The organism is Cohaesibacter sp. ES.047, assembly GCF_900215505.1.
Taxonomy (GTDB): Bacteria; Pseudomonadota; Alphaproteobacteria; order Rhizobiales; family Cohaesibacteraceae; genus Cohaesibacter.
Window position 1 is genome coordinate 4,073,353 of record NZ_LT907844.1, and the last position, 13,403, is coordinate 4,086,755.

Consider the following 13,403-nt stretch of genomic DNA (forward strand, 5'->3'; position numbering starts at 1 on the left):
AAAACCACTATGGACTTTTGGAGCAGAATGAAGGCAACGCCCTAAAACCCGGTGTGCCAACAGCCACTCCCTCATCAATCGAACATTAGAAAACGACCATCGGCATGACAGACAGAAAACCGTTCTTCATCTCTACAGCAATCTCTTATCCCAACGGCGCACCACACATTGGTCACGCCTATGAGATGATGGCGACGGACGCGATGGCGCGCTTCAAGCGACTGGATGGCTTTGATGTTTTCTTCGTGACCGGAACCGACGAGCACGGCCAGAAGATGCAGCAGACTGCCGAGAAGATCGGCCTGACCGCAGCTGAACTGGCCGACCGCAACGCTCCGGTGTTCGAAGCCATGGCCAAGGCACTCAATTGCTCCAACGATGACTTCATCCGCACGACCCAACCGCGCCATCACGAGGCGTCAAAAGCGATCTGGAAGGCGATGGAAGCCAACGGCGACATCTATCTGGACAGCTACGCCGGCTGGTATTCGGTCCGTGACGAGGCCTTTTATGCCGAAAGCGAAACTGAAGTCCGCGAGGATGGTGTGCGCTATGGCCCGCAGGGGTCACCGGTTGAATGGACCGAAGAAGAGAGCTATTTCTTCCGGCTCTCGAGCTATCAGGACAAACTGCTGGAGCTTTACGAAGCCAATCCGGATTTCATGGGCCCGTCCGAGCGCCGCAACGAAGTCATCAGCTTCGTCAAGGGTGGCTTGCGCGATCTGTCCATTTCCCGCACTACGTTCGACTGGGGCATTCCGGTTCCGGGCACGGACAATCACGTCATGTATGTCTGGGTTGACGCCCTGACGAACTACATCACCTCGATTGGATATCCCGATACCGAGAGTGAAAAATTCAAGCATTTCTGGTCCAACGCGACCCACATCATCGGCAAGGACATCATCCGTTTTCACGCCGTCTACTGGCCGGCCTTCCTGATGTCTGCCGGTGTGCCTCTGCCCAAGCGTGTCTATGCCCACGGCTTCCTGTTCAACCGCGGCGAAAAGATGTCCAAATCGGTCGGCAACGTCATCGATCCCTTTGGATTGATTGAAGAATATGGCCTTGATCAGACGCGTTTCTTCTTCATGCGTGAAGTGCCTTTCGGGCAGGATGGCAACTACAGCCACGAAGCCATCGTCAACCGCACCAATGCCGATCTCGCCAATGATCTTGGCAACCTTGCCAGCCGTTCGCTGTCGATGATCGCCAAAAACTGCGACAATGCCCTGCCGGAACCTAGCGCCTTCAGCGACGAAGATAAGGCAATCCTTGATCAGGCCGACGCCATGCGCGCCAAGTGTCAGGCCTTCATGGACAAGAACCTCATTCACAAGGCACTGGAAACCATCTGGGACACCGTTGGCGAAGCGAACCGCTATTTTGCCAGCCAGGAACCTTGGGCGCTTCGCAAAACCGATTTCGATCGCATGAAAACTGTGCTCTATGTCACCGCCGAGGTCATTCGTCAGGTTGGCATTCTGGCCCAGCCCTTCATTCCGGCATCGGCAGAAAAGCTACTTGATCTGTTTGCCCTTGATGCGGCTGATCGCAACTTTGCCTCGCTTGGTGACACAGGACGCTTGAAGCCGGGCACGCCAATTGAAAAACCAAGTCCGGTCTTCCCGCGCTATGTCGAGAAGAGCGAAGAAGAAGAAAAGGCCTGATCATGCTGGTCGACAGCCATTGCCATCTCGACTTTCCCGACTTCAAGGAAGAATTGGGCGACGTGATCCGTCGCGCCGAATTGGCGGGTGTCGGCCATATGGTCACCATCAGCACACGCATCCGCCAGTTCGATCAGGTCAAGGCGATTGCCGAGGCTCATGACAACATCTTCTGCTCGGTCGGCACCCATCCGCACAATGCTGATGAGGAACTCGACTTTTCAGCCGAAGACATCGCCAAACTAGCCGAGCATCCCAAATGCGTTGCCATTGGCGAGGCTGGCCTTGACTATTTCTATGACAACGCCCCGCGAGAAGCACAGGCGCAAGGCCTGCGAACCCACATCAACGCTGCCCGCATGACCGGACTGCCGCTGGTGATCCATTCCCGCGATGCAGACGAAGACATGATCTCAATCCTGAGCGAAGGCATGGAGGAGGGGGCCTACCCCGCACTTCTCCATTGCTTTTCGTCCGGGCGCGAACTGGCCATGCGAGCCGTCGACATGGGCATGTATGTCTCCCTTTCCGGCATTCTGACCTTTAGACGCAGTCAGGATATCCGGGATATCGTGGCCGATGTGCCGCTGGATCGCTTGCTGGTGGAGACCGACGCTCCTTATCTTGCGCCGATGCCATATCGCGGCAAACGCAACGAACCGGCCTATGTGGCACACACCGCCGCCGTACTGGCCGAGGTCAAGGGCGTATCCCTTGAGGAAATCACGCGCATCACGACGGACAACTTTTTCCGTTTCTTTTCAAAGGCAAAGCCCGTCAGCGGACAAGCAGGATAAAGGGATAGATCGAACACCCCATGGCGAACAGCGGATTGACAATGCACATTCTGGGCTGCGGCTCTTCACCGGGCGTGCCGCGTGTCGGCAATGACTGGGGAAAGTGCGATCCATCCAATCCGAAGAACCGCCGTATGCGTTGTTCGGTCCTGATCGAAAAGGCAGACGGGAATGAGGTCACGCGGGCGCTGATCGATACCGGCCCGGATTTTCGTCAGCAGATGCTCCAGACCGGCATCAGCTGGGTTGATGGCGTTCTTTATACCCATCCGCATGCCGATCATTTGCATGGCATTGATGACCTTCGAGCCTTTGTCTTCAATCGCCGCGAGCGTGTTCAGATCTACGCCAATGATCTGACCCTCAACCGCATTCGGGAAGCCTTCGGCTATTGCCTCGAAACACCAGAAGGCAGTTCCTATCCGCCCATTCTTGAAGCCCAGCTCATTGACCATGGCACGCCGGTTACCATCTCGGGACCTGCTGGCGACATCGTTGCCATGCCATACAATCAGATCCATGGCGACATCGTCTCGCTGGGATTTCGCATCGGCGATCTGGCCTATTCCTCGGATGTCAGTGATCTGGAGCCTTCGACGGTCGATCTTCTCCAAGGGCTCGATGTATGGATTGTCGACGCCTTGCGTTATGCACCGCACCCAAGCCACTTCATGCTCGATCAGGTTCTTGAATGGGTCGACCGCCTCAAGCCGAAGAAAACCATCCTGACGCACATGCATGTCGACATGGATTACGAAACGCTCGTGCGAAACTTGCCGGACGGCGTTGTCCCGGCCCATGACGGCATGGTCTTTTCCTTCTGACGAAACAACAGCCTCAAAGCCTAAGCTGAACCAGCAAAGCGGATCACCGCTTTTGCGACAGGCTGTAATTGTTGCCACCGCGTTTCAGTGCGCGCTGATAGGCGGGCCGCGCCTGTATGGCATCAATGTAAGCCTCGATACGATCATTCGGCGCGCCATCAACGGCGAACCGATCCATGGTCGCTTCAACGACAAATCCCATCGCAATATCCGCCGCACTGAATTGGCCACCTGCGAACCAGCCATCACGAGCCAGAGTGTCATTCCAGAATGTCACATGGTCAACCAATTGCGGATCGATCAGACTGTCTGTTACGCCCTTGCAAATCAAAGACGCAATCGGTCGGATCAGCACTGGAACCTTCTTTGGCAGCATCTGAAAAAGCAGCTTGTTGGTCACCAAAGGCATGGCTGAACCTTCGCTATAATGCAGCCAGTAGAGATAGTCGTGATAGGCGTCCGTATCCCGTGCGGGTCTCAGCGTGTTGCCTGATCCGCCGTCAGATCCATAGGTATCGACGAGATACTCAATCATGGCTCCGCTTTCAGCCAGAACCCGATCACCATCCTCGATCACAGGCGATTTGCCGAGAGGGTGAACAGACTTCAAGCTATCCGGTGCACGAAAGTCCTTCGTGCGCTTGTAGACGATCACGTCATACTCAACGGACAGTTCCTCCAGAAGCCACAGGATGCGGTGGGCGCGGGATTCTTCGAGATAATGGACGCGGATCATCGTGAGCCTTTCTTCAAATGTCGTTGAAGCATATACGTGACAAAGGGAAAAGAAGATCACACGGTGCGCAGTTGAGACAACGAACAAAAACTTCAAGGATCATCATTTAATGATTGATTCTTATAGAGTTTCAGCGCTCACGAAGGCCAACAGAAATATCAGAGCGAACTAATAAAGTTCCATAATATAGATTATGCGAATCATTGATCAACAGTGATTTGTAACTATCCAAACATCCTTAGAAAAGCGTTACCAAGAGTCGCAAGAACATCTCTCCCCCACTCAAGGATGATTCAGCGCTCATCTAGCGCGTTCGGAACCAGACAAAATCAACTGATCCCGAACGAACGTGTCTCAGCCTTTCGGCCGGTGGTTTACGACCAGGGTTTGCCATCAAGATGATGCGATGCTTCAAAGCTTGCAGGCAGCATCAAAGTTGGTGCAAGACCAGCAATGCGTTCTCTGGAAACCTCGGCAATGGCGTGAGCGATACCAAAACCGATCTTGAAGCCACCAGTCGCTACGAACAGGCTTTTTGATCCCGGTAGAAAGCCGACCATCGGATCACGCTTCGACGCCTTTGGCCGAACACCAGCCCAGCGGGTCAGAATCTCGGCCCCTTCAAGCATCGGACACAGATTGAGCGCCTTCTGCCAGATTTCATCGCATTGATGATCCGTACTGTGTTCGTCGTCCCAGTGTTCCTCTGACGTGCTGCCGATGGCACAGACGCCGCCGTCATGCGGCACGACATAGACGCTGCGATCATAAAGGATCGGCAGACCCGGCTCCTGCCCAACCTTGGCGATCAGCGCCTGTCCCTTAACGCCCTTGCCAAGCTCTTGCATGCCCGTCAGCTGCTCGACCATGGGAAAGCTTCTGAACCCGGCCGCCATGACCACCACACCAGCCTCAAGCCGGTCGCCATTGTCCAGCGTCACGCTGGCGCTTTCGCCAAGATCCTCGATGTCGAGGACCGCCCTGTTCTCAAGGATCTGACCACCGCGCTTGAGCACAGAGGCCTTGGCAGCTTCGCAATAGGCTCTTGGATTGGCTCGCGCCGAGAAATTGTCAAAGGCGTAGCCTTGCGGGCACAGATCCGTATTGATCCATCCATGCAGGTTCGTGTCATCAAACACCTTGTGGTAAAAGCCGGTCTCGGCCCCGTGCCACAAGGTTTCCGCCTCTTTTGAGCGCACGAAATGACGCTCCCTGAGGTTCTCTGTGCCAAGCGGCACGACCCGACCGCAACGATCATAGCCTATTGAGATTCCAACCTCTTCTTCAAGTGCTACCTTAACTTCAGAAAGGTTCTTCAAGGCTCTGAATTGAAACTCTTTTTTCTCATTCCATCGCTCAGACATATGGGGTAGAAGCGCACCCAGAAGACCGTAGCTGGCACCCTGCCCGATCTCCCCCTTATCGACCAGAGTGACACGCATGCCAGCCCCAAGACAGGCGCGGGCGATGGACAGACCAAAGACACCGCCTCCAATGATGAGGCAGTCTGGACGGGAGGCAGTTTCGGTGGGAGAAAGAGGACTTGGCATCGGTGCGATTTCTTCTTATGAAAGGGAGGAACAACAGGTCTCGGACCTTGAGCGACAGTTGCCGCACCCTACTCCTTCGAGGGGAAAATTCAATATGCCCCAGTCCCCCGAGCTTGTCTGGCTCGACAATCTGACACCGAAATCCACACGCTTTAACGACACCTACTACACCCGCGAGAGCGGCATAGAGGAAAGTCGGTATGTCTTTGTTGATGGCAATGCGCTTGCCGCGCGCTGGAAGAGCGGCGAGGCACCGACCATCGGAGAGTTGGGGTTCGGCACCGGCCTCAACTTCCTCGTGACATGGCAGGCATGGATGGTGGCACATGCGAATGGCGCCACCAAGGATCCGGCCCTGACGTTCGTCTCAGTCGAAAAGTATCCCTTGGATCGCGACAGCCTCGCCAAGGCTCTATCGCCATGGGAGGACATTGCCCCCCTCGCCGATCAGCTCATCGGTGCTTGGCAACCAGACGCCGAAGGCTGGCAGCAATTAAGCTTGCGCTCTGCAACGCTCCATCTTTTCATTGGCGACGCAACAGATGCGCTCAGCTCCATGCCGATGGCGATCGACGCATGGTTTCTGGATGGCTTCAACCCCAAGACCAATCCCGACCTCTGGTCGCTTGATCTCATGCAGGCAGTCGCAGATGCATCCAATCCGAACGCGACATTGGCCAGCTATACCGCTGCGGGCTGGGTCCGGCGCAATCTGGACGCAGCGGGCTTTGCCATTGCAAAGCGCAAGGGCTTTGGGCATAAACGGGATATGATCACCGGCACAAAACGGTGATCTTGCCTCACGATCTCAGCCGCATTTTCCAACAAAGCCCGATTGGTCCCATGTCAGCAGATACCAAATCCATTGCCCCGTCCCGTGACATCGACATGCTCATCGAAATCATGCGCCGCCTCAGGGACAAGGAGACCGGCTGTCCGTGGGACGTAGAACAAACCTTCGCTTCGATCATTCCCTACACGATCGAGGAAGCCTATGAGGTGCAGGACGCGATCGAACGCGACGACCTTGATGATATGCGTGACGAGTTGGGAGACCTGCTGCTTCAGGTGATCTTCCATGCTCAGATGGCCAGTGAAATGGACGACCACCCTGCCCGGTTCGACTTCGGCGATGTGGTCCACGCCATCACCAAAAAGATGATCCGTCGCCACCCACACGTCTTTGGCGATGTCGGCCAGCGCGGCAAGGCACTGGTGCGCGGTGCATGGGAAGCGATCAAGCAGGAAGAAAAGGCCGAACGCGCCGAACGCCGGGCCGAGATGGGCATCACCGATGAGGCCAAGGCCTTTCTTGATGATGTGCCACGCGGGTTCCCCTCGCTTCTGGCCGCCGTCAAACTGCAAAAGCAGGCAAGCAAGGTCGGCTTTGACTGGAACGATCCGATGCTCGTCCTCGACAAGATCACCGAGGAAGTCGAGGAAGTGCGCGTGGAAATCAACAAAGGCATGGAAGAGAATGAACAGGCGATCAAGGAAGAGATCGGCGATCTTCTGTTTGCCGTGGCCAATCTCGCCCGTCATGCCCACGTCGACCCGGATGAGGCCCTCGCCAGCGCCAATCAGAAATTCCGCACCCGCTTCGGCTATATCGAAGAGCAGTTGACCCGTGAGGGTTCATCCCTTGATGAGGCCACTCTTGGAGAGATGGAAACCCTGTGGCAACAGGCCAAGAAGAAGTAGCCAGCGCTCAGATAAGCCTTTCGTCCACAAAACAACATGCTTCCGCCGTATCTATGGAAATGTAACATAAATATGGCCAGAAACCGCACATATCCATGTCATCGTAACAGAATTTGTGCTATATAAATCACTAAATGTGATATGAAATGCACGCTGATTTAAATGGCAGGGATTTGGCCTCAGCGCGACAATCCCAATGTCAGGAACGAAAAGAAGGATGTGTCTGCAATGAATAAAATCGGGATCACAATGGGCGACCCGGCCGGGATCGGCCCTGAAGTCGTCTGCAAGGCTTTGAACGTGATGTCCGCAGAAGAACGCGCCGGCGTGCTCGTCATTGGGGACCAGTTGTTCATGAACAGAGCCAGAGATCTGATCGATGCTGATTTTCACTTCTCGACAGATGCGACACCGCCCAAGGGCGCGGTTCCCCTTCTTCAGGTCGACGCACCCAATGCCAAGGATATCCGCGACGGTGAAATTCAGCCCGACGCAGGAGAAGCAGCCTGCCGCTGTGTGAAGAAGGCCGTCGACCTTGCGCTCGCTGGCGAGATCGATGTCGTGTGCACCGCTTCCCTGCACAAAACCGCTTTGCGCGATGCGGGCTACAATCTGAGCGGCCACGCCGGATTGCTCAAGCTGTTCACCGGGGTGAAGAAAAACTTCGCGGTTCTCGCGGGCCCGAAACTCTCGGTCATTCATGTCTCGACCCATGTTTCACTGGCCGATGCAGCCAAATACTGCACCACCGAAACGGTCCTCGAAACCATCCGGGTGGCCAACGAACATGTCAAAACAACAGGCATTGCCAAGCCGCGCGTTGCCGTAGCCGGTTTAAATCCGCATTGTGGTGAGAATGGCCACTACGGTTCTGAAGATGATGACTATGTCGTTCCTGCCGTTGCTGCCGCGCGCGAAGAAGGCATCGATACCTACGGTCCCATTCCGGGCGATCTGGTTTTCGAACAAGCCATTGCAGGACGCTATGATATTGTCGTCGCCCAGTATCACGATCAGGGGCACATTCCGGCCAAGCTGATCGGTGGGCATGAATGCGTCAACATCACCGCCGGACTGCCGATCCTGCGCACATCCGTCGATCACGGCACAGCATTTGATATTGCCTGGAAGGGCGTGGCCGATCCGGGGAACATGCAGGCCGCCATCGCCATGGCGCGCAAGATGAAACCCATCAAGCAGGCCTGATCCGGCTCGTGAATCCATCAAAAAAAAGCCCGCTGAGAGAGCATCTCAGCGGGCTTTAGTTTTTTCTGGCAATATGCGCGACCGGGTCTAGATCTTGGACAGATCAGGGAATGGACGAACGGGATCGCTGCCATCCCAGTTTTCGCAGGCTTCACGGATCAGATCGAACATGCGACCTTTCGGGCCCATTACCTCAGAGAGTTCAATGACGGTTCCCGGGTGGCTTTCCTGACCGAAATAGACGAACCGTCCGTCATCACCGACTTTGCCGCTCATCTTGACCGTGAAACCATCATCAAGCATCCCTTGCAGATCCTTATCGAAGGCCTTGGTCCAATAGGCGACATGCTGCAGGCCACGCAGGCCCCTGCCCTTGAAGTCGCGATACATGGACGGCGCATCATTGCGCGTCTGGATGAGCTCCACCTGAATGTAGCCATCGTTGGCCAGAGCGACGGAGTTATGCACTTCGTGGTGCTCTCCATCGAACGCGTACTCTTCAATGGGAACATGCGGGTTGTAGAACCAGGGACCAACACCCATAACGGTGGACCAGTATTCCATTTCCGCTTCGATGTCATCGACGACAAATCCAAGCTGCCGAATTGGCCCGATATGTTTGCTCATGGAGCTTTCCTCACTTAATCATTATGTTTGGTAGCCAATTGGAAAGCTCTGGAACGGCCGAAACCAGAACCAACGCCAACAACAGAGGCACAAAGAAGGGCATCACACCGCGGATGACTTGCGCCACCGGCATCTTGGTGATGATGGCAACCATATAAAGGCTCATTCCGACCGGAGGGGTCAGCAGACCGATCATCAGGTTGAGGACGAAGACGATACCCAGTTGAAGGGGATCGACACCGGCGGCAACCAATGCCGGAGCAATGATCGGAGCGATGATAAGAATGGCTGCGATTGATTCAAGGATCATGCCGACGACGAGCAGCATCACATTGACCAGCAGGAGCAGCAGGAACGGGCTGTCCGTTATGCTCAGCAAGAGAGCGCTGGCTTTCATGGGCACCTGATCGAGTGTCAGAACCCAGGCAAAGAGCGCGGCGGCGGCAACGATGAGAAGAATGTTCGCCGTGGCCTCAACAGTCTCGACCAGACAGTCGAGCATTTTCCGAAGAGTGAGCGTCCGATAGATGAATATGCCAATCAGAACCGCATAGGCCACGGTCATGCCAGCAACTTCAGTTGGGCCGAAATAGCCGCTCACCAGACCGCCGACAAGCAGGATCGGCGCCATAAGGGCTGGGAAAGAGTAGACAAACTTGAATGCGATAGCCTTGCGTGTCGGCTTGACCGTATCACGCGGCAGATTGAACATGCGGGCCATGATGCCGATCTGCACCATCAAAAGACCTGTCAGCAGCAATGCGGGAACAATCCCGGCAAGCAGCAGTTTGACGGCCGAAACGTTCGCCACGCTGGCATAGATGATGATGGGAATGGACGGCGGGAAGATCGGACCGATGGTGGCCGCAGCGATTGTAAGCCCTGCAGCAAAGTCTTCGCGATAGCCCTGCGCTTTCATCTGGCCGATCTGGATGGCACCAAGAGCACCGATATCGGCAAGCGCGGCACCCGAAATGCCAGAGAACACGAGAGAAACAAGCACGCCGACCTGGGCGACGGCCCCTCTGATGCGCCCCAAAACCATGCGGACGAGATCAAAAAGATGCGTTGTGACACCCATTGAGTTGAGCAGGTTTGCTGCGAGGATGAACAGCGGCACGGCCAGCAAGGGGGAACTGTCAAGCGAGTTCACGGCGCGCTGAGCCAACACGCTGACCGGGAGGTTGTTCAAGACAACCATCAGAGCAGAGGAGAGCCCGAGAGCGGCGGCAACCGGCGCGCCGACAATCAGCAAAACAAGGAAGAGCAGAAGTAGCGTAACGCTCATTGTTCGGACTCCCGAGGTTTGGAGGGAGAGGCATTCGTCAGCGTCTCGGCAATCAGCAAAAGTGCGACAATGGCCAGAACGATGGTGCCGATCAGTGCGAGACTGTAGAACCACCAGTTGGGCATTCCCATTGCAGGCGTCAGAAACTTGCCCGCACGCGGCAGATAGGCGGCGAACCCCCAGAGCATGAACCCGGCAAAAGCAAGCAGGGACATTTCGCTGAGCAGCTGTAACCAGCGGCGGACTGCGTCTCCTACCAACTCCTGAAACAAGGTCACCGAGACCATTGCACGCTTGAGAGCCAAAAGCGGGACAGACAGAAACACCAGAGAGAAACAGCTGAACCGTGCGAGTTCGTCAGCCCAGGGCAGCCCCTTGTCGAAGAAGTTACGCGCCACCACCTGAATGACGATGAGACTTGCTAGGAGCGCAAGAAGCAGCATGCCTGCCCAAACGCCGGTTTGGCTGAGCCGTGTCATGATGACACGGCCCTTTGTTATCAATTTCGATTGCATATCGTCACTTTATCGCTGCGATTTTTTCGTAAAGGTCGCCATATTTCTCACCGAAGCGTTCCTGCACAAGAGCCTTCACAGAAGCACGGAATGCTTCAATGTCCAGACCTTCGTCCGGGCCGATGACAGTCATGCCAAGATCCCGCAAGGCCTGAGTTTCCTCTTCTTCCTTGTCCTGAATGGCCTTGGTGGCTTTCTGCCGGGTTTCTTCAGCAGCCTGTTTCACGGCAGCTTTCTGCTCGTCGGTCAGGCTCTGCCAGACGTCTTCGTTCATCACGACGACTTCGGCGTTGGACATATGCCCCGTGAGCATCAGGTGGCTTTGCACGTCATAGAGCTTGACGGACAGCACAACGTTGACAGGGTTTTCCTGCCCCTGAGCGACGCCAGTTGCCAGAGCGGTTGGGACTTCGGACCAGTCAACCGGGATCGGCACGGCGCCCATACCTTCAACTGCGGTCGTATAGATGGGGAACGGCACGGCACGGATCTTCACGCCAGCCAGATCTTTCGGAGATTTCACGGCCATGTTGGCAGTCATGTGACGGCGACCGAAATAATGGGCGTAGATCACGCGAACGTTCGCAGCTTCGATCAGGCCCTTGTTCAGTTCCTGCATGACCGGAGAATCAACGTCGGTCACTTTCATCAGGTGATCGATGTCGCGATAAAGATAGGGGGTATCGAGCGCAGCGAACGGTTCATAAAGGGATCCGATGCCACCTGCGGTATTGTGTGAGAAGGCGATCGAGCCGATCGAGACGGCTTCGGCAAGCTCCTGCAGCTTGCCCAGCTGGGACGCCGGGAACACCTGCACCTTGATATCGCCATTGGATGCCTTTGCAAGGGCTTCTGCGAACCAGTCTGCCTGAGCGCCTGCTACGGAAGCCGGCTCATTGTTGTGGCCGTAGCGCAAGGTCAACGACTGCGCACTGGCACTCAGCGGAGCCATGGCTGCGAGACCAATGGCGACCCCCATCGTCAGCGCAAGCCGACGGGTTAGGCCCGACAGGCCTTTCTTTGAATTCCTGTTAGTCAAAATTACCTCCCATGATGTCTTCTGAGGTGCTAACTACACCTATTCCAACTGAAGTCCTTCCAAAACAATTGGCTTGACGACGAGTTTGTGAGTTGGTCAACTTCAAGTCAAACAGCATTCAATGATGGGTTTTGATGTATTGACGGCTTCGAATAAAAAAAAGTCCTGCGGGATGTCGGATATTGCACAAAAGGCTCAGGTTTCGCTGGCGACAGTGGATCGGGCACTGAACCGGCGCAAGGGCGTTAAGCCTAGAACATTGCAAAGAGTTTTGGCGATAGCACTGGACTTGGGCTTCATTTCGAATGAAGAATATGCGTCCCTGTCCGGCAAAGGCCCCATGAATGTCGCGGTGCTGCTTCCCGCCGGGACAAATCCCTATTTGAGGCTGTTGGGTGAGAAGGTTCACGAGCGTGCAGCCATGCCGATTCAGGACACGGTTTCCCTTCGATGCTTCTTTATCGAGAGCTTTGATGCCCATGCATTGGCTTCGGCGCTGCGACATCACGCCGCGTGGGCGGATGGCATCATCTTCATGGCCATCGACCATCCAGCCGTGCGCGCCGCCATCGAGGATATCACATCAAATGGAACGCGCGTGGTGACCGTCATCACCGACTTGCCGCACCCTGCCCGCAGTGCCTATGTCGGCCTTGAGAACCAGATGGCCGGTCGAACGGCAGGTCTTTTGATGGGGCGTTTCATTCGGGCGGATACAGGAAGTGTCGCAATGGTGGCCGGCAGCCGCAACTATCGCGCCCACTCCGAGCGCGTTGCAGGGTTTCATGCCTTGATGGAAGAGATGTTTCCCGGCCTTAAAGTGATCGGAATGCGTGAGGGTCATGATAACGCGGCTGAAAATTATCACCACACGATATCGGTCATCGACAATACTCCGGATCTGGTGGGAATTTACAATGTGGGTGGCGCATCCGATGGCATCGCACGGGCCATCACAAAAAAGATGCGCCACGATCTGGTGTTCGTCGGCCATGGACTGACATCGGACACCCGCCGCATGTTGATCGACGGAACCATGGACGCAGTCATCGATTCCGACCCCGAGTATATCCTGGAAACCGCCTTACGGCTTGTCGTCAACCCTAGCGCCACCCGATCACGGCATGCGGTGAAGATGGACATTTTTCTAAGGGAAAACCTGATGCCAGCGAGTTGAGCTGCTAACGTTCTTTTTCAAACCTTCCTTTTTAGGCAGAACCATGAAAGCCCCCCCCAAAAAATTCGCATCAAGGCGACAAATCGATGTCGGCAGCGCTTGAAGGAAACTTTGAATCGCCTTGGTTTCGTTTCGTTTTGCTCTATACTTTACAAAACAACTGGAAATGCGCGTGATAAGCTTTCAGAAGGTTAATAATGCAACCTTTATACTTAGCTGAAACTCATAAATGCTCGCGTAAATTGAATATCTGATAATTGATTGTTTATTATA

General features: G+C 55.2%; 13 protein-coding genes. 7 read left to right on the forward strand and 6 right to left on the reverse strand.

Features of this window, described 5'->3' with window-relative positions:
* Positions 1 to 104 precede the first annotated feature (104 nt).
* The 3 genes from metG to CPH65_RS18690 are packed head-to-tail and all read left to right on the forward strand — an operon-like array spanning position 105 to position 3,291.
* Complete coding sequence (metG, locus tag CPH65_RS18680; RefSeq protein WP_096175257.1) at positions 105 to 1,670, forward strand: methionine--tRNA ligase; 1,566 nt, start codon at positions 105 to 107, stop codon at positions 1,668 to 1,670.
* 2 nt (positions 1,671 to 1,672) lie between these two features.
* Complete coding sequence (locus tag CPH65_RS18685; protein ID WP_096175258.1) at positions 1,673 to 2,467, forward strand: TatD family hydrolase; 795 nt, start codon at positions 1,673 to 1,675, stop codon at positions 2,465 to 2,467.
* Positions 2,468 to 2,487: 20 nt separating this feature from the next.
* Positions 2,488 to 3,291, forward strand: a complete 804-nt coding sequence (locus CPH65_RS18690) for an MBL fold metallo-hydrolase (protein WP_096175259.1) — start codon at positions 2,488 to 2,490, stop codon at positions 3,289 to 3,291.
* A 43-nt stretch (positions 3,292 to 3,334) separates the two neighbouring features.
* Here CPH65_RS18690 and CPH65_RS18695 read toward each other — a convergent pair whose 3' ends face one another.
* Entirely contained in the window at positions 3,335 to 4,027 is a 693-nt protein-coding gene (locus CPH65_RS18695; RefSeq protein WP_096175260.1) for a glutathione S-transferase family protein, read from the reverse strand.
* A gap of 374 nt (positions 4,028 to 4,401) precedes the next feature.
* Positions 4,402 to 5,577, reverse strand: coding sequence for an FAD-binding oxidoreductase (locus CPH65_RS18700; protein ID WP_096175261.1), 1,176 nt, complete (start codon positions 5,575 to 5,577; stop codon positions 4,402 to 4,404).
* A gap of 94 nt (positions 5,578 to 5,671) precedes the next feature.
* Between CPH65_RS18700 and mnmD the strand changes: the two genes are divergently transcribed.
* The 3 genes from mnmD to pdxA all read left to right on the forward strand — a co-directional run bounded on the left by mnmD (position 5,672) and on the right by pdxA (position 8,484).
* Positions 5,672 to 6,370, forward strand: coding sequence for a tRNA (5-methylaminomethyl-2-thiouridine)(34)-methyltransferase MnmD (gene mnmD, locus CPH65_RS18705; protein WP_157747799.1), 699 nt, complete (start codon positions 5,672 to 5,674; stop codon positions 6,368 to 6,370).
* Positions 6,371 to 6,441: 71 nt separating this feature from the next.
* Positions 6,442 to 7,278, forward strand: coding sequence for a nucleoside triphosphate pyrophosphohydrolase (gene mazG / locus CPH65_RS18710; protein WP_096176505.1), 837 nt, complete (start codon positions 6,442 to 6,444; stop codon positions 7,276 to 7,278).
* 228 nt (positions 7,279 to 7,506) lie between these two features.
* A complete protein-coding gene (gene pdxA / locus CPH65_RS18715) occupies positions 7,507 to 8,484 on the forward strand; it encodes a 4-hydroxythreonine-4-phosphate dehydrogenase PdxA (protein ID WP_244574450.1) in 978 nt (325 codons plus the stop codon).
* An 87-nt stretch (positions 8,485 to 8,571) separates the two neighbouring features.
* On the opposite strand, the gene CPH65_RS18720 is transcribed toward pdxA, so the two are convergent.
* The 4 genes from CPH65_RS18720 to CPH65_RS18735 are packed head-to-tail and all read right to left on the reverse strand — an operon-like array spanning position 8,572 to position 11,953.
* Entirely contained in the window at positions 8,572 to 9,111 is a 540-nt protein-coding gene (locus CPH65_RS18720; RefSeq protein WP_096175262.1) for a VOC family protein, read from the reverse strand.
* Positions 9,112 to 9,121: 10 nt separating this feature from the next.
* The gene (locus CPH65_RS18725) at positions 9,122 to 10,399 is read right to left on the reverse strand and encodes a TRAP transporter large permease (RefSeq protein ID WP_096175263.1); all 1,278 of its coding nucleotides are present in this window, start codon (positions 10,397 to 10,399) and stop codon (positions 9,122 to 9,124) included.
* Positions 10,396 to 10,878 (reverse strand): TRAP transporter small permease, encoded by a 483-nt coding sequence (locus CPH65_RS18730; RefSeq protein ID WP_157747800.1) that lies wholly within the window; start codon positions 10,876 to 10,878, stop codon positions 10,396 to 10,398. The genes CPH65_RS18725 and CPH65_RS18730 overlap by 4 nt, the downstream gene beginning before the upstream one ends.
* A gap of 40 nt (positions 10,879 to 10,918) precedes the next feature.
* Complete coding sequence (locus CPH65_RS18735; RefSeq protein ID WP_244574451.1) at positions 10,919 to 11,953, reverse strand: TRAP transporter substrate-binding protein; 1,035 nt, start codon at positions 11,951 to 11,953, stop codon at positions 10,919 to 10,921.
* 172 nt (positions 11,954 to 12,125) lie between these two features.
* Between CPH65_RS18735 and CPH65_RS18740 the strand changes: the two genes are divergently transcribed.
* Entirely contained in the window at positions 12,126 to 13,130 is a 1,005-nt protein-coding gene (locus CPH65_RS18740; RefSeq protein ID WP_096176507.1) for a LacI family DNA-binding transcriptional regulator, read from the forward strand.
* Positions 13,131 to 13,403 lie beyond the last annotated feature (273 nt).

What these genes read in the sequence shown, in the direction of transcription:
- metG (WP_096175257.1), top strand. Translation starts at nt 105, where the DNA reads ATGACAGACAGAAAACCGTTCTTCATCTCTACAGCAATCTCTTATCCC.
- CPH65_RS18685 (WP_096175258.1), top strand. Translation starts at nt 1,673, where the DNA reads ATGCTGGTCGACAGCCATTGCCATCTCGACTTTCCCGACTTCAAGGAA.
- CPH65_RS18690 (WP_096175259.1), top strand. Translation starts at nt 2,488, where the DNA reads ATGGCGAACAGCGGATTGACAATGCACATTCTGGGCTGCGGCTCTTCA.
- CPH65_RS18695 (WP_096175260.1), bottom strand. Translation starts at nt 4,027, where the DNA reads ATGATCCGCGTCCATTATCTCGAAGAATCCCGCGCCCACCGCATCCTG.
- CPH65_RS18700 (WP_096175261.1), bottom strand. Translation starts at nt 5,577, where the DNA reads ATGCCAAGTCCTCTTTCTCCCACCGAAACTGCCTCCCGTCCAGACTGC.
- mnmD (WP_157747799.1), top strand. Translation starts at nt 5,672, where the DNA reads ATGCCCCAGTCCCCCGAGCTTGTCTGGCTCGACAATCTGACACCGAAA.
- pdxA (WP_244574450.1), top strand. Translation starts at nt 7,507, where the DNA reads ATGAATAAAATCGGGATCACAATGGGCGACCCGGCCGGGATCGGCCCT.
- CPH65_RS18720 (WP_096175262.1), bottom strand. Translation starts at nt 9,111, where the DNA reads ATGAGCAAACATATCGGGCCAATTCGGCAGCTTGGATTTGTCGTCGAT.
- CPH65_RS18725 (WP_096175263.1), bottom strand. Translation starts at nt 10,399, where the DNA reads ATGAGCGTTACGCTACTTCTGCTCTTCCTTGTTTTGCTGATTGTCGGC.
- CPH65_RS18730 (WP_157747800.1), bottom strand. Translation starts at nt 10,878, where the DNA reads ATGACACGGCTCAGCCAAACCGGCGTTTGGGCAGGCATGCTGCTTCTT.
- CPH65_RS18740 (WP_096176507.1), top strand. Translation starts at nt 12,126, where the DNA reads ATGTCGGATATTGCACAAAAGGCTCAGGTTTCGCTGGCGACAGTGGAT.